Below are 13,717 nucleotides of genomic sequence, written 5' to 3'. Positions count from 1 at the left end.
GGCGACCGTTGCCATTTGACAACCCGTGCCCCGTAACCCACTTGTCCCCGGCGCGCGGCCCCGGCCCGACGGCGGGCACTTGTCCCACGCGAATTTCGAACAGAATTCGTCCGTCGCGCCCAGGCCCCGTCGAGGGGCAGAGGTCTGAATGAAAGTCGTCGTCGTCGAGTCGCCGGCCAAAGCCAAGACGATCAATAAGTATCTTGGCCGCGACTATGAGGTGATCGCCTCCTTCGGGCACATCCGCGACCTGCCGGCCAAGGACGGCTCGGTCGATCCCGAGCAGGATTTTCACATGGTCTGGGAACTCGCGGACCGCGGCGCCAGCCGCGTCAGCGAGATCGCCAAGGCCTGCAAGGGCGCGGACAAGCTGATCCTGGCGACCGACCCGGATCGCGAGGGCGAGGCGATCTCCTGGCACGTCCTGGAGGCGCTGAACGCCCGAAAGGCGCTCAAGGGCATCCCGGTCGAGCGGGTCACCTTCAACGCCATCACCAAGGCCTCGGTCGAGGCGGCGATGCGCAAGCCGCGCGAGATCGACCAGGCGCTGGTGGACGCCTACCTGGCGCGCCGGGCGCTCGACTATCTCGTCGGCTTCAACCTCTCGCCGGTGCTGTGGCGCAAGCTCCCCGGCGCCCGCTCGGCCGGCCGCGTGCAATCGGTGGCGCTGCGGCTCGTGGTCGAGCGCGAGATGGAGATCGAGAGCTTCAAGCCGCGCGAGTATTGGTCGATCGTCGCGACCCTCACCACCAAGGACGGCGCGACCTTCGAGGCCCGCCTGGTCGGAGCCGACGGCAAGCGGATCCAGCGCCTCGATGTCGGCACCGGCGCCGACGCCGCCGCGTTCAAGCGCGACCTCGAGCTCGCGAGCTTCCAGGTGGCGAGCGTCGAGGCGAAGCCCGCCAAGCGCCACCCGCAGCCGCCCTTCACCACCTCGACGTTGCAGCAGGAAGCATCGCGAAAGCTCGGGATGGCGCCGGCGCAGACCATGCGGGTCGCGCAGCGCCTCTACGAGGGCGTGGACGTCGGCGGCGAGACGGTCGGCATCATCACCTACATGCGGACCGACGGCGTCGACATGGCGCCGGAGGCGATCCAGGACACCCGCAAGGTCATCGGCACCGAGTTCGGCGACCGCTACGTGCCGGACGTCCCGCGCAAGTACAGCGTCAAGGCCAAGAACGCGCAGGAGGCCCACGAGGCCGTGCGCCCGACCGACATGAGCCGCCTGCCCAAGATGGTGGCCCGCCACCTCGAGCCGGAGCAGGCCAAGCTCTACGACCTGATCTGGACCCGCACGATGGCGAGCCAGATGGAATCGGCCGAGCTGGAGCGCACCACCGTGGAGGTGGCGGCGAGCGTCGGCCCGCGCCGGATCGACCTGCGCGCCACCGGCCAGGTCGTGAAGTTCGACGGCTTCCTGGCCCTCTACCAGGAGGGCAAGGACGACGAGGAGGACGAGGAGAGCAAGCGCCTGCCGCCGATGAAGGCCGGCGACCCGCTCACCCGTGAGCGTATCACCTCGACCCAGCACTTCACCGAGCCGCCGCCGCGCTATTCCGAGGCGAGCCTGGTCAAGCGCATGGAGGAGCTCGGGATCGGCCGGCCGTCCACGTACGCCGCCGTTCTCCAAACCCTGCGGGATCGCGAATACGTCAAGATCGAGAAGAAGCGGCTGCAGCCGGAGGACAAGGGACGCCTCGTCACCGGCTTCCTGGAGAGCTTCTTCCGGCGCTATGTCGAGTACGATTTCACGGCCGACCTCGAAGGCCAGCTCGACCGGGTCTCCAACGCCGAGATCGACTGGCGGGCGGTGCTGCGCGACTTCTGGAAGGACTTCTCCGCGGCGATCGGGGAGACCAAGGAGCTGCGCGTCACCGACGTGCTGGAGGCGCTCAACGGCCTTCTCGGTCCGCACATCTTCCCCGACAGGGGCGACGGCGCGAACCCGCGAACCTGCACGGTCTGCGGCACCGGCCAGCTCTCGTTGAAGCTCGGCAAGTTCGGCGCCTTCATCGGCTGCTCGAACTATCCGGAGTGCAAGTACACCCGTCAGCTTTCGGCCTCGGGGATCGACGGCGACGGCGACGGCTCCTCGGGCGAGGGTGGCCAGCCGGGCGTCCGGGTGCTGGGCGACGATCCGGTGACCGGGATGCCGGTGACGATCCGGGACGGGCGTTTCGGGCCGTTCGTGCAGCTCGGCGAAGCCTCCACCGAGAAGGACGCCGCGAAGCCGAAGCGCTCGTCGCTGCCCAAGGGGCTCTCGCCGTCCGAGGTCGGCCTCGACAAGGCCCTGGCGCTGCTGGCGCTGCCCCGCGAGGTGGCGCGCCACCCCGAGACCGGCGAACCGATCCTGGCCAATCTCGGCCGGTTCGGTCCCTACGTTCAACACGGGAAGATGTACGCCAACCTCGGCAAGGACGACGACGTGCTGGAGATCGGCGCCAACCGCGCCATCGACCTGATCGTCGCCAAGGAGCAGGGCGGCGGCCGCGGCCGCGCTGCCGCCGATCCGGGCCGCCCGCTCGGCAAGGACGAGACGAGTGGGCGGGACCTCGTGGTCAAGGCCGGCAAGTACGGCCCCTACGTCACCGATGGCGAAGTCAACGCGACGCTGCCGAAGACGATGAATTCCGAAGCGCTGACCCTCGATGAGGGGATCGCGCTGGTGAACGCCAAGCGGGCGTCGGGCGGCGGCAAGCCGGCCAAGCGCAGCTCGGCCCGGAAGGCGCCGGCGCGCGCGGCGGCGGGCGAGAAGAAGCCGGCGGTGAAGAAGACGGCCGCGAAGAAGCCAGCGGCCAAGAAGACGACGGCGAAGAAATCCGGGGCCGGCTGAGCGCCGGACCCGCTAACCGCGAAGAAAGCGTCGCGGTTCGTCGCGTTCAGGCCAGGTAGGTGATCGTGGCCGCCAACGCGGTCGCGACGGTCGCCAACGCGATGGTCAGGCCGTTCACGAAGATGCGGGCCTGCGGAACGACCGAGGGCGCATCGTCCTCGCACCCGAATACGGTGCCGGCGGCTCGCTCAAAGCGGATCAGGGTGAGGCGGCGGGCCTCGATAGCGGCGTTGCTCATCGACGGCGGCTCCCGGACCACGGTCAAGTTCTTTTCCGACAGAACGCGGTCGGAGCCACCCGGTTCCGATCCGAGCGGCGGCGGAGAAACCGTTAACCCACGATTGTGCAACGTGGCGATGACGGCGCCTTCGCGCCGCGCCGGCCGCGCCGGCCGCGCCCCTCGCTCGCGGCGGCGCAGCATGCGATGATGGGTCGGTTCGGCGACGCACCGGACCCTCTAGATGTTTCTGTTTTGTTCCGCTATCATGCGGGGATGAAGGCGCATGCTGCACGATCCCAGGTCCGATCGCCAAAGGCCCGTCTGCCCGACGCCGAGCCGGCCGACGCGCCGTGCGCGCGGAGGCCGCGCGTGAGCGATCCGGCGCGCGACCTGTTCGGGCCTGGCGGCAAGCCCCCTGCCCCGCGTCCGGCGGAGCCGCGGCGGCGGTTGGTGGAATCGGCCTCGGTCCCGGCCATCGCGGCGGCCGAGCCGGAGGCCGGCTACACGGCTTCCGACATCGAGGTGCTGGAGGGCCTGGAGCCGGTCCGGCGCCGGCCCGGCATGTATATCGGCGGCACCGACGAGCGGGCGCTGCACCACCTCTTCGCCGAGGTGATCGACAATTCCATGGACGAGGCGGTGGCCGGCCATGCCAGCTTCATCGAGGTCGAGCTGGAGGAATCCGGCTCCCTGGTGATCACCGATAACGGCCGCGGCATCCCGGTGGACCCGCACCCGAAATTCCCCGGCAAGTCGGCCCTCGAAGTCATCATGACGACGCTGCATGCGGGCGGTAAGTTCGACTCGAAGGTCTACGAGACCTCCGGCGGCCTGCACGGCGTCGGCATCTCGGTGGTGAACGCCCTGTCCGACCTCCTCGAAGTCGAGGTCGCCCGCAACCAGACCCTCTACCGCCAGACCTTTTCGCGCGGCCACGCGCAGGGGGCCCTCGAACTCGTCGGACGGGTCCAGAACCGGCGCGGCACCCGGGTGCGGTTCCACCCCGATGCCGAGATCTTCGGCTCCCTGAAGTTCGACCCGCGCCGCCTGTTCAAGATGGCGCGCTCCAAGGCCTACCTGTTCGGCGGCGTCGAAATCCGCTGGCGCTGCGCCCCCGCCCTGCTCGAAGGGCTGGAGGGCGTACCGGCCGAGGCGGTGCACCGGTTCCCGGACGGGCTGCGCGACTACCTGGCCCGGGACATCGAGGGCAAGGACCTGGTCACCGATGCGATGTTCACCGGCAAGGTGACCAAGCCCGGCTCCCACGGCTCGCTCGAATGGGCGGTGGCCTGGATGGTCGCCGAGGACGGCTTCTCGCATTCCTACTGCAACACCATCCCGACGCCGGAGGGCGGCACCCACGAGGCCGGCCTGCGGGTCGCGCTGCTGCGGGGCCTGCGCGAGCACGCCGAGCGCGTGAACCAGGCCAAGCGCATGACGGCCGTGACCACCGACGACGTCATGGCGACCTGCGCGTCGATGATGTCGGTGTTCATCCGCGAGCCGGAATTCCAGGGCCAGACCAAGGACAAGCTGGCCACCGTCGAGGCGCAGCGGATCGTCGAGACGGCGGTGCGGGACGCCTTCGACCATTGGCTGGCGGCCTCCCCGGCCCAGGCCAACAAGCTGCTGGACTGGGTGATCGACCGGGCCGAGGAGCGGTTGCGCCGGCGCCAGGAGAAGGAGGTCGCCCGCAAGAGCGCGACCCGCAAGCTGCGCCTGCCCGGCAAGCTGGCCGATTGCTCGGCCGCCGGAACGGCCAACTCCGAGATCTTCATCGTCGAGGGCGATTCCGCCGGCGGCTCGGCCAAGCAGGCCCGGGACCGGACGACCCAGGCGATCCTGCCACTGCGCGGCAAGATCCTCAACGTCGCCTCGGCCTCCCGGGACAAGCTCGGGGCCAACCAGCTGATCTCGGACCTCACCCTGGCGCTCGGCTGCGGCACCGGCGCGGCCTTCCGTGAGGCGGACCTGCGCTACGACAAGGTGATCATCATGACGGACGCCGACGTGGACGGCGCCCACATCGCATCGCTGCTGATCACGTTCTTCTACCGGCAGATGCCGAAGCTGATCGATCGCGGCCACCTCTACCTGGCGATCCCGCCGCTCTACCGGCTGCAGCAGGGCTCGAAGGTCGTGTATGCGCGGGACGACGCCGACCGGGAGCGGATCACCAAAACGGTGTTCAAGAGCGGCAAGGTCGAGATCGGGCGCTTCAAGGGCCTGGGCGAGATGATGCCGGCCCAGCTCAAGGAGACCACCATGGATCCGAAGAAGCGCACGCTCCTGCGCGTCGCGATCCTCGAGGAGGCCCGGGAATCCACCGGCGATACGGTGGAGCGCCTGATGGGCAACAAGCCCGAAGCCCGCTTCGCCTTCATCAGCGAGCGCGCCGCCTTCGCCGACGGGGTCGATCTGGATATCTGAGGCGACGGCGGCCGTAAAACGACGCTTCCTCAGCGTGGCCGCAGCGAAGCGATTCGGGGAAGCGCGACACGGGGGAACGCGACACCTGGGGAACGCGACACCTGGGGAACGCAATACCGGGTTGCTTCGCGACGGTCGCACTGACTGACTTGCAGACCGCTTTCGGGTCGGAGCGCCTGGATCGCGTCCGCGTCAAGCGATTGCCGGCGAGGCTACTCCGACGCCATAGCCTTGGCCGGATCGAAGGGCTGGGCGGCCGCGACGGTGTCGGTGCTCATGTTGAGAACGGCCGAAAACCGCTCCCCGCCCGGGCGCAGCACGAGGGCGCCGGGCTCCACGGCGATCCGTTTGCTGCCGAGGCCCAGCGGGCCGCCGACATCCAGCACGACCGCCTTCAGGGCACCGCCATCGGCGATCAGCAGGTCGTCGATGGTGCCGACATTGTCGCCGGCCGCGTTGCGGACCGTCACGCCGATCATCCTGGAGGCCAGGAACGCCGCCGGCTTGAGGCCCTGGCGCCTGGCCGCGGCCTCGGCGCTGGCCGCCGTCATCAGCCGGCCGCCGCCCTCCCCGCTGGTGGAGGTGCCCGGCCCGGTCCCGGGCAGCACAGTCTTGGTGCCGATCACGCTGGCATCCTGAGCCGGAGCCGGGAGTCCGGACAGGGACAGGACAGTCAGCGGCAGCAGCAGACGGGACGTGATCAGTCGGATCTTGCGCATCGGGATCGCTCCGGCGCGGCCGAGCCATCCGGGCGCCGACCGTGAAAGGCGCCGGCGGCGACGGGTGTTCCTGTCGCCCCTGTCGCACCGGGCCTCGGTGGTCCTAAAACGCAGAAGGGCCCGACCTTGCGGCCGGGCCCCGGGTCACGATGGCGCCGGCCAAGCCGGCGCCGAAGTGCGATCTTAGTACGAGCCGAACTTGTAGTTCACGCCGGCGCGGACGACGGCAAACTCGGTGTTGGCGGCGGCGCCGTTGAGGTAGGCGGTGCCGTTCGGGGCCAGCAGGTTGCCGTAGAACACGCCGCCGGCGGTGTTCTTCTGGCGGTCCAGGTTCACGTACAGGCCTTCGACCTTGAGGGTCACGGCCGAGGACTTGAAGAAGTTCAGGAACGAGTCGGTGGGCAGGGCGTACTCGATGCCGCCGCCGACGGCGTAGCCGGTGCGGAAGCTGCTGCGGAAGCTGCGGCCAGCGAAGTTCTGGTCGTCCTGGCCCGAGCCGTAGGCGTAACCGCCGGTGGCGTACACGAGGGTCCGGTCGAAGGCGTAGCCCAGGCGGCCGCGGGCGGTGCCGAAGTAGTCGAGGCCGTTGCCGCTGGTGGCGACGAAGGCGCGCGGGTTCGAGAACGCAAAGCCCGGGGCGCCGGCGATGCCGTAGTTCTGGGTGACGTTGGCGCGGCGGGCGAAGTCGACGTACTGGGCGTCAGCCTCGAAGCCGACCACGATGCCGGAGCCCGGGGTGAACTGGTAGTTGTAGCCGATCTGGGCGCCGCCGGTGAAACCGTCGTTGTTGCTGCGGTTGCCGACGCTGACGATGGCGTTCGTGGCGGGCGAATTGACCAGCGAGCCGGCCGGCAGGCCGTAGCTGGCGGTGTTGCGGCTGCTGGCATCGAAGCCGTAGCCGGCATTCACGCCGAAGTAGGCTCCGGTCCAGGTGAACACCGGCACCGGCGTGAACACCGGCGGCGGCGCAGCGCGACGCGGCAGGTCGGCCGCGGAAGCGGCGACAGTCATGCCGGCGAGAACGGTCGATGCAAGAAGAACTTTTTTCATGGTGCCATGGGTCCTGGGGTTGGCTTGAGCCGGCTGCCTTCTAGGCGCTCTCGGTCGGCGGGTCTGTCGCTTTCCTGCAACAAGCCCGCCGAGACTAGCCCGATCTCGTCAACGAAAGGTGAAGGTTAAGCGCGAAGATCCCTGTCCTCGGCGAAGGACTGTGTATCAGAAGCTGCAACGGCGTTTGAGCAAAGTCTGAAGATTAGTCGGGCTTCATTATCAGGAGACGCCGGGAGCTGTCCGATTCGGGCCCGGCGCAAGTCGGGCTCTTCCGCGGGGGCGCCGGGGACACCGTTTTATTCTGGTACGGTGAGCGCTTGCTCGTGCCGTCCCGCGTAAGTCGGCGGTTAACCATGGGGTGGTAACCGTCCCGGATCGACCGTCGCCGGCCGCACGCCGGACCGAGAAGGACAGACCATGCTCCCGCCCGCCGAGCGGAGTCAGAAGCCCTTCGGGACTCGCCGACCCGCCGCCGAGTCGGACAGGCCCGTACCGGCGCATCCGGGCCCGAGCCGAACGGCCCGGCCCACAGGATCCCTGGCCTGGGCGCTGCGCATCTCGGCCGTCGTGGGTCTGCTCGCCCTGGCCGCGACTCACCAGCTCGCCCGTTTGAGCCAGGCCGGCCCCGCGCCGGGGCAGCTCGCCCTGGCCGGACACGGGCTTCCGGCCGATCCTGAGACGACCGGCTCGCTCGCGCCGGCCGGCGCCGCTCGGGCGACACGTCTCGACCCCTGCCTCCTGCCCGCCCTGGACCGTCACCAGCCCTGATCGGCTGTGTGCGGGACCCCGATGCGCGCATTGCGAGATTGACAAGCTGCGCCAAGCCCCTAACTGACTCGCCCATGCGCCCCGCGGCCACGGGTGCGTTCGTGCGCCTTACGTGAGCCCTCCCGAGCCGTTGCCGCGACGGTGTCCACCGCGCCGGCCGGGCGCGCAACGGTTACTGAACGCAGATGCCTTTTTCCGACCTGGGACTGAGCGAAAAAGTCCTCAACGCCGTCGAGACGGCGGGTTACACCGAGCCGACGCCGATCCAGGCGCAGGCGATCCCTCACGTGCTCGCGCGCCGGGACGTCCTCGGCATCGCCCAGACCGGCACTGGCAAGACCGCGGCGTTCACGCTGCCGATGCTGACGCTGCTGGAGAACGGCCGCGCCCGCGCCCGGATGCCCCGCACGCTGATCCTGGAGCCGACGCGCGAGCTCGCCGCGCAGGTGGTCGAGAATTTCGATCGCTACGGCACCAACCACAAGCTCAACGTCGCGCTGATCATCGGCGGCGTGTCCTTCGCGGACCAGGACGCCAAGCTGACGCGCGGCACCGACGTGCTGATCGCCACGCCGGGCCGGCTCCTCGACCATTTCGAGCGCGGCAAGCTGCTGCTCACCGGAGTCGAGCTGCTGGTCATCGACGAGGCCGACCGCATGCTCGACATGGGGTTCATCCCCGACATCGAGCGGATCGTGAAGATGGTGCCGTTCACCCGGCAGACGCTGTTCTTCTCGGCGACCATGCCGCCGGAGATCGAGCGGCTGGCGGATATGTTCCTGCACAACCCGCAGCGGATCGAGGTGGCGCGGCCGGCCTCCACGGCCTCGACCATCACGCAACGGCTGGTGGCGGTCGGCTCCGAGGGTCATGCCAAGCGCGAGCGCCTGCGCACCCTGATCCGCGGCGAGTCCGAGTTGAACAACGCGATCATCTTCTGCAACCGCAAGCGCGACGTCGCGCTGCTGCAGAAGTCGCTGGTCAGCCACGGCTTCGACGCCGCCGCGCTCCACGGCGACATGGACCAGCGGGCGCGTACAACCGCGCTGGACGCGTTCCGCGCCGGCGAGACCGCCCTGCTGGTCGCCAGCGACGTGGCGGCCCGCGGCCTCGACATCCCGGCGGTCAGCCACGTCTTCAACTTCGACATCCCGCACCACCCCGAGGATTACGTTCACCGGATCGGCCGCACCGGCCGGGCGGGCCGGAGCGGCGCCGCCTACACCCTGGTCGCTCCCGGGGACGACCGCTCGCTGGTCGCCATCGAGGCGCTGATCGGGCAGCCGATCCCTTGGTTCGACGGTGACCTGTCCACCGTGGCCGATCCGTCCGCCGATACCGGCACGCGGCATCGCGGCCGCTCGGGCGAGGGCCGCCGCGGCGCGCGCTCGGGCAAATCCGAGGGGCGCTCGTCCGAGGGGCGCTCGTCTGAAGGGCGGTCATCGGGGGGACGCTCCGAGCGGCGCGCCTCCGAGGGCAGATCTTCCGAGGGCAGATCTTCCGAGGGTAAGACTTCCGACAGCAGGACTCCCGACAGCAGATCGTCGGAGACCGGTCTGGTGGAGGCCAGGGCACCGGAGCCGCGCGCGACCGATGGCAGGTCGGAGCCTCGGGCCGAGGCCAAGCCGAATGGCCGCGAGGGCGGTGGGCGCCAGCGCTTCCGCGGCGGGTCGGCCGCCGCGCGTGGAGACACCCGTCCGGCTCCGCGCCCCGAACCCGTTCGCGAGGAGCGGGTGCGCGAAGATCGCAGCCGCCGCAACGAGCCCGACGGGGATACCCCGGTCGGACTTGGTTCACATGTCCCAGCCTTCTTGCTTCGACCAGTTTTGGCAAAGAAAGAGAAGTAACGTCCGGCTTAACGTTCCGGCTACGAACCGGCACTAGACTGGTCTTGGGCCGGGTTTATTGATCCACCGGCGGCCTCGGACCGCAGGTTACGGATGAGCCAGGAGACCTATTCCGATCGTGACCGCAGCTTCGCGCTGGCGAAGCGGGCTCACGATCTGATCCACGATTACGGTCCCTCAGCCACCCCCCGGGCCTACGCGGTCTGGTACGCCTACGTGTCCGGTGAGCTGCCGCTGCTGGGCGACGCGGTCAAGCGCCGGACCACCGAGAACGGCTGCCTGACCGAGTCGGACATCGACGACCTGCACGAGACCTATCTCGATGGGTGCCAGCTCACGAGCGCCGCCGGCGACGTCAGCCGCAGCGTGCTCGATGAGATCGGAGCGGTGACCGAGATCCTCGACCTGTCGCTCGGTTCCACCACGCAATATGGCGAAGCCCTGCGCGGCCTGGCCCAGGACCTCGCCCAGGAGGGCATGCCGACCCGGGCGCGCCTCGGCGAGATCGTATCGACCCTGGTCTCCACCACCCGCGAGGTCGCGGTGAACAACCGCGTCCTCGAGGCCCGGATGCGCGAGACCCGCACCGAGATCGAGACCCTGCGCGAGAAGCTCGAGGTGAGCCGGATCGAGAGCCTGACCGATGCGCTGACCGGGCTGGCGAACCGCAAGCATTTCGAGGAGATGCTGAAGGCGTCCCTGGACGCGTCCCGCTTCGGGGGCGTGCCGATGAGCCTGGTCGTGCTCGACATCGACTTCTTCAAGCGCTTCAACGACCTGTACGGCCATCTCACGGGCGATCAGGTGCTTCGGCTCGTGGCGATCGTGATGCGGGAGAATGCCGGCCCGCAGGCGCTGCTCGCCCGGTTCGGCGGCGAGGAGTTCGGCATCGTGCTGCCCGGCGCCGACCGGGTCCTGGCCCGACAGGTGGCCGAGAAGGTCCGGACCAGCGTGATGGGCCGGGAACTCGTGAAGCGCTCCACCGGCGAGTCGCTCGGCAAGGTCACGATCTCGCTCGGCATCGCGGTTCTGCACGCCAGCGACAGCCCGGCCTCACTCCTGGAGCGCGCCGACCTGTGCATGTTCGCGGCCAAGCGCGCCGGCCGGAACCGCGTCGTGGACGATGCGGCCGAGTCGCTCCCGCAGGTGGCCTGACGCGAAGCGTTCGGGCATCATCCTGGGTACCGCAGCCAGAATGATGCGCTAAGTCGTCGATCGCACAACGAATTTCCCGAAGGCCGGACGTCATCCTTCGGGACGACGCCCTAGACCCGGGCCGGGATCCGCTCTTCCGAGACCGGCGTGATCGCCACCGACTCGCCGCAGCCGCAGGCCGAGGTCTGATTCGGGTTGTTGAAGACGAACTGCGAGGCGAGCTTGGTGGTGGTGAAGTCCATCTCGGTGCCGAGCAGGAACAGCACCGCCTTCGGATCGACGAACACCCGGACGCCGCGATCCTCGACCACGTCCTCGCCGGGATTGGCCGCCTCGGCATATTCCATCGTGTAGGACATGCCGGCGCAGCCGCCGTTGCGAACGCCGACCCGTAGGCCCGCGATCGGCCGGTCGGCATCCGCCATGATCGCCTTGATCCGCTCGGCCGCACGATCGGTCAGCGAAAGAACCTTGAAGCCTGCAAACATCGTCACCCTCCCGCCCATCCGGGTTCAAGGCCCGGGAGCGCGCATTCTGACAGGCACAAGATAAGCATCCGTCCCCGCCCGGTCCACTACGGCCGGGCCACAGGGCCGCGGCATTCGGCGCGTCAGGCTGTTTCGCCCGTGAGCCGCGCGAAGGTGGCGAGATCGACGTTGCCGCCGCTGATCACCACGCCGACGCGCTTGTCCTTGACGTCGACCAGCCCGTGCAGGACCGCTGCCGCCGCCAGGCAGCCGGTCGGCTCGACCAGGATCTTCATGCGCTCGGCGAAGAACCGCATGGTCTCGACGAGCTGCGCGTCCGAAACGGTCAGGATGTCGGCGACATCCCGGCGGATGATCGCGAAGGTAAGGTCGCCGAGCGCCGTCGATTGCGCCCCGTCCGCGATGGTCCGAGGAACCGGGATGGTCACGATCGCGCCCCCGCGGAACGATTGCTGCCCGTCGTTGCCGGCCTCCGGCTCTACGCCGATCACCCGGCAGCCGGGTGACAATTCCGCGGCGGCGAGCGCGCAGCCCGCGAGCTGGCCGCCGCCGCCGAGGCAGGCCACCAGCATGTCGAGGGGGCCGGCCTCCGCGATCAGTTCCTGCGCCAGCGTCCCTTGTCCGGCGATCACGTCGCGGTGGTTGAACGGCGGGATCACCGTCATGCCCCGGGGCTCGGCGAGTTCCCGGCCGAGCGCCTCCCGATCCTGGGTATAGCGGTCGTACAGCACGACCTCGGCGCCGTAGCCCCGAGTCGCCGCGATCTTGGCCGCGGGGGCGTCGCCCGGCATCACGATGGTCGCCGGGATGCCCAGCAGCTGGCTCGCCAGGGCGATCGCCTGGGCGTGGTTACCCGAGGAGAACGACAGCACCCCGCGGGCGCGGACCGCCTCCGGCAGGGCACTGATCGCGTTGTAGGCGCCGCGGAACTTGAAGGCCCCGCCCCGCTGCAGGTTCTCGGCCTTGAAGAACAGTTTCGCGCCGGTCCGCGCATCGACGGTGCGCGAGGTCAGCACGGGGGTCCGGTGGGCGATCCCGGCGATCCGCTCCGCGGCCCGGGCAACGTCCCCGAAGGTCGGAACGCCGCTCTCGGCGGTCGTCGTCTGTGCTTGCTCCGGCATCGTATCCCACAAAGCTCCTGCCTGAGAACCGCGCTCGATCGCGCTGCGATCGGCTCCGGCCGCCTGCCCTCGACCGCCTGCGCGCGCCCGCTCCAAACCGGAATCAGGCCGGCGGACCACTCCCGGTCGCGGCCACTCTTAGGCAGGATTTGCGCCCCGTGCATCCGTGGGATTCACAGGCCAAGCGGAGCCATTCGTTGGCCCGCCGCTTGTATCCCTGAATTCGTTCGAGGGTCGCGTCGCCATGCCGTTGGAATCGAAGGTTCGAGTCGCGTTTCTCGCTGGCCCGCAGCGCGGTACCGCGGAGGCCCGATGAGCGACAGGATGCGCGATCGGCGGGCTGGCGATGAGGTGACGGAGGTCACGTTCCGCGGGCGGGGCCTGGCGCTCCGGTCGGGCGGACGGCTGATCCTGCTCGTCTGCCCGCTCTGTTCGCAGCGCAACGCCAGTCGCGGCGCCGAGCGCGGCATCTGCGAGTGGTGCGCCTATGTGCCGTCTCAAGATCAGGCGGAGCCGGTGGAGCGCGGGACCGGATGAGCGTTTGACACAGGTAATCGCGCAAGCCGTTTCACCGCCCCCGACCCGGGCTCCTTGATCGTTTTCGTAAACCAAACGCCATGGGAGACGGGCCGCCGGTCCCTGCATGCGGTCGGCGAACGGGTTGAGACCGTAGACCGCGCATCCGCCTTGGCGGCGAAATAGCGGAACAGAGATCCCGCCACGGTGCTGCGTACTATTTTCGATTGCAATCTTTGGTTAAAATTACAATTATAGGTTGGGGGTAGCCGACCGGGAGACATCATGCAGCCTTCGGAATGCTGTATTTTTCGCATGATCATCGCGTCCGTGATCGGAAGCGTTGTCACGTTGCTGTTGGTCTGTCGTTTCGATCCGTGGGCTCTGGCGCTGATTCCTCTCGGGGGAAGCCTGGCGACCGTGTTCGTAATCGCCCTGTTCCAGGGCATCGGCCTTGCCATGACGGCGCGCGCGAACGCCGCGGCGCCGACGTAGCGGCGCCTCCACGAGCAGCGATCCTCACGCTTATCCCGCGTTGCTTTCTGCGCTGTTGCGTCAAGCAACGCG

The 13,717-nt window shown here is 69.0% G+C and carries 12 protein-coding genes; 7 read left to right on the top strand and 5 right to left on the bottom strand.

Translation table 11 applies throughout. The features are described from left to right. Positions 1-148: 148 nt before the first annotated feature. Entirely contained in the window at positions 149-2,836 is a 2,688-nt protein-coding gene (gene topA / locus AC0IY0_RS01350) for a type I DNA topoisomerase (RefSeq protein ID WP_147939463.1), read from the top strand. Between the two features lie 46 nt (positions 2,837-2,882). Here the strand turns inward: topA and AC0IY0_RS01345 are convergent, their stop codons facing one another. Next, positions 2,883-3,257 (bottom strand): hypothetical protein, encoded by a 375-nt coding sequence (locus AC0IY0_RS01345; protein WP_471762879.1) that lies wholly within the window; start codon positions 3,255-3,257, stop codon positions 2,883-2,885. Between the two features lie 168 nt (positions 3,258-3,425). Between AC0IY0_RS01345 and parE the strand changes: the two genes are divergently transcribed. Beyond that, on the top strand, positions 3,426-5,486 hold the full coding sequence (gene parE, locus AC0IY0_RS01340; RefSeq protein WP_461231763.1) for a DNA topoisomerase IV subunit B: 2,061 nt from the start codon (positions 3,426-3,428) through the stop codon (positions 5,484-5,486). Positions 5,487-5,698: 212 nt separating this feature from the next. On the opposite strand, the gene AC0IY0_RS01335 is transcribed toward parE, so the two are convergent. Continuing rightward, positions 5,699-6,205 carry a PRC-barrel domain-containing protein gene (locus AC0IY0_RS01335; RefSeq protein WP_419830223.1) on the bottom strand — a complete coding sequence of 169 codons (507 nt, stop codon included), beginning with the start codon at positions 6,203-6,205 and terminating at the stop codon, positions 5,699-5,701. Between the two features lie 183 nt (positions 6,206-6,388). Continuing rightward, positions 6,389-7,255 carry an outer membrane protein gene (locus AC0IY0_RS01330; RefSeq protein ID WP_471762878.1) on the bottom strand — a complete coding sequence of 289 codons (867 nt, stop codon included), beginning with the start codon at positions 7,253-7,255 and terminating at the stop codon, positions 6,389-6,391. Positions 7,256-7,672: 417 nt separating this feature from the next. Between AC0IY0_RS01330 and AC0IY0_RS01325 the strand changes: the two genes are divergently transcribed. From AC0IY0_RS01325 to AC0IY0_RS01315, 3 genes are all read left to right on the top strand, one after another. Beyond that, positions 7,673-8,023, top strand: coding sequence for a hypothetical protein (locus tag AC0IY0_RS01325; RefSeq protein WP_147907957.1), 351 nt, complete (start codon positions 7,673-7,675; stop codon positions 8,021-8,023). 185 nt (positions 8,024-8,208) lie between these two features. After that, on the top strand, positions 8,209-9,870 hold the full coding sequence (locus tag AC0IY0_RS01320) for a DEAD/DEAH box helicase (RefSeq protein WP_471762877.1): 1,662 nt from the start codon (positions 8,209-8,211) through the stop codon (positions 9,868-9,870). Positions 9,871-9,963: 93 nt separating this feature from the next. Then, the gene (locus AC0IY0_RS01315; RefSeq protein WP_471762876.1) at positions 9,964-11,025 is read left to right on the top strand and encodes a GGDEF domain-containing protein; all 1,062 of its coding nucleotides are present in this window, start codon (positions 9,964-9,966) and stop codon (positions 11,023-11,025) included. A 110-nt stretch (positions 11,026-11,135) separates the two neighbouring features. On the opposite strand, the gene AC0IY0_RS01310 is transcribed toward AC0IY0_RS01315, so the two are convergent. After that, positions 11,136-11,513, bottom strand: coding sequence for a HesB/IscA family protein (locus AC0IY0_RS01310; protein WP_147907960.1), 378 nt, complete (start codon positions 11,511-11,513; stop codon positions 11,136-11,138). Positions 11,514-11,635: 122 nt separating this feature from the next. Then, the gene (locus tag AC0IY0_RS01305; RefSeq protein ID WP_471762875.1) at positions 11,636-12,634 is read right to left on the bottom strand and encodes a threo-3-hydroxy-L-aspartate ammonia-lyase; all 999 of its coding nucleotides are present in this window, start codon (positions 12,632-12,634) and stop codon (positions 11,636-11,638) included. A 312-nt stretch (positions 12,635-12,946) separates the two neighbouring features. On the opposite strand from AC0IY0_RS01305, the gene AC0IY0_RS01300 reads away from it, so the two are divergent. Together AC0IY0_RS01300 and AC0IY0_RS01295 are read left to right on the top strand one after the other, a co-directional pair. After that, positions 12,947-13,171 (top strand): hypothetical protein, encoded by a 225-nt coding sequence (locus AC0IY0_RS01300; RefSeq protein ID WP_147907962.1) that lies wholly within the window; start codon positions 12,947-12,949, stop codon positions 13,169-13,171. 264 nt (positions 13,172-13,435) lie between these two features. Beyond that, a complete protein-coding gene (locus AC0IY0_RS01295) occupies positions 13,436-13,645 on the top strand; it encodes a hypothetical protein (RefSeq protein ID WP_147907963.1) in 210 nt (69 codons plus the stop codon). The last annotated feature ends 72 nt before the right edge of the window (positions 13,646-13,717 follow it).

Source organism: Methylobacterium sp. AC315 (genome assembly GCF_979253755.1).
The sequence above is the reverse complement of the archived record's forward strand: the minus strand, read 5'-3'. Positions and strand labels throughout refer to the sequence as shown.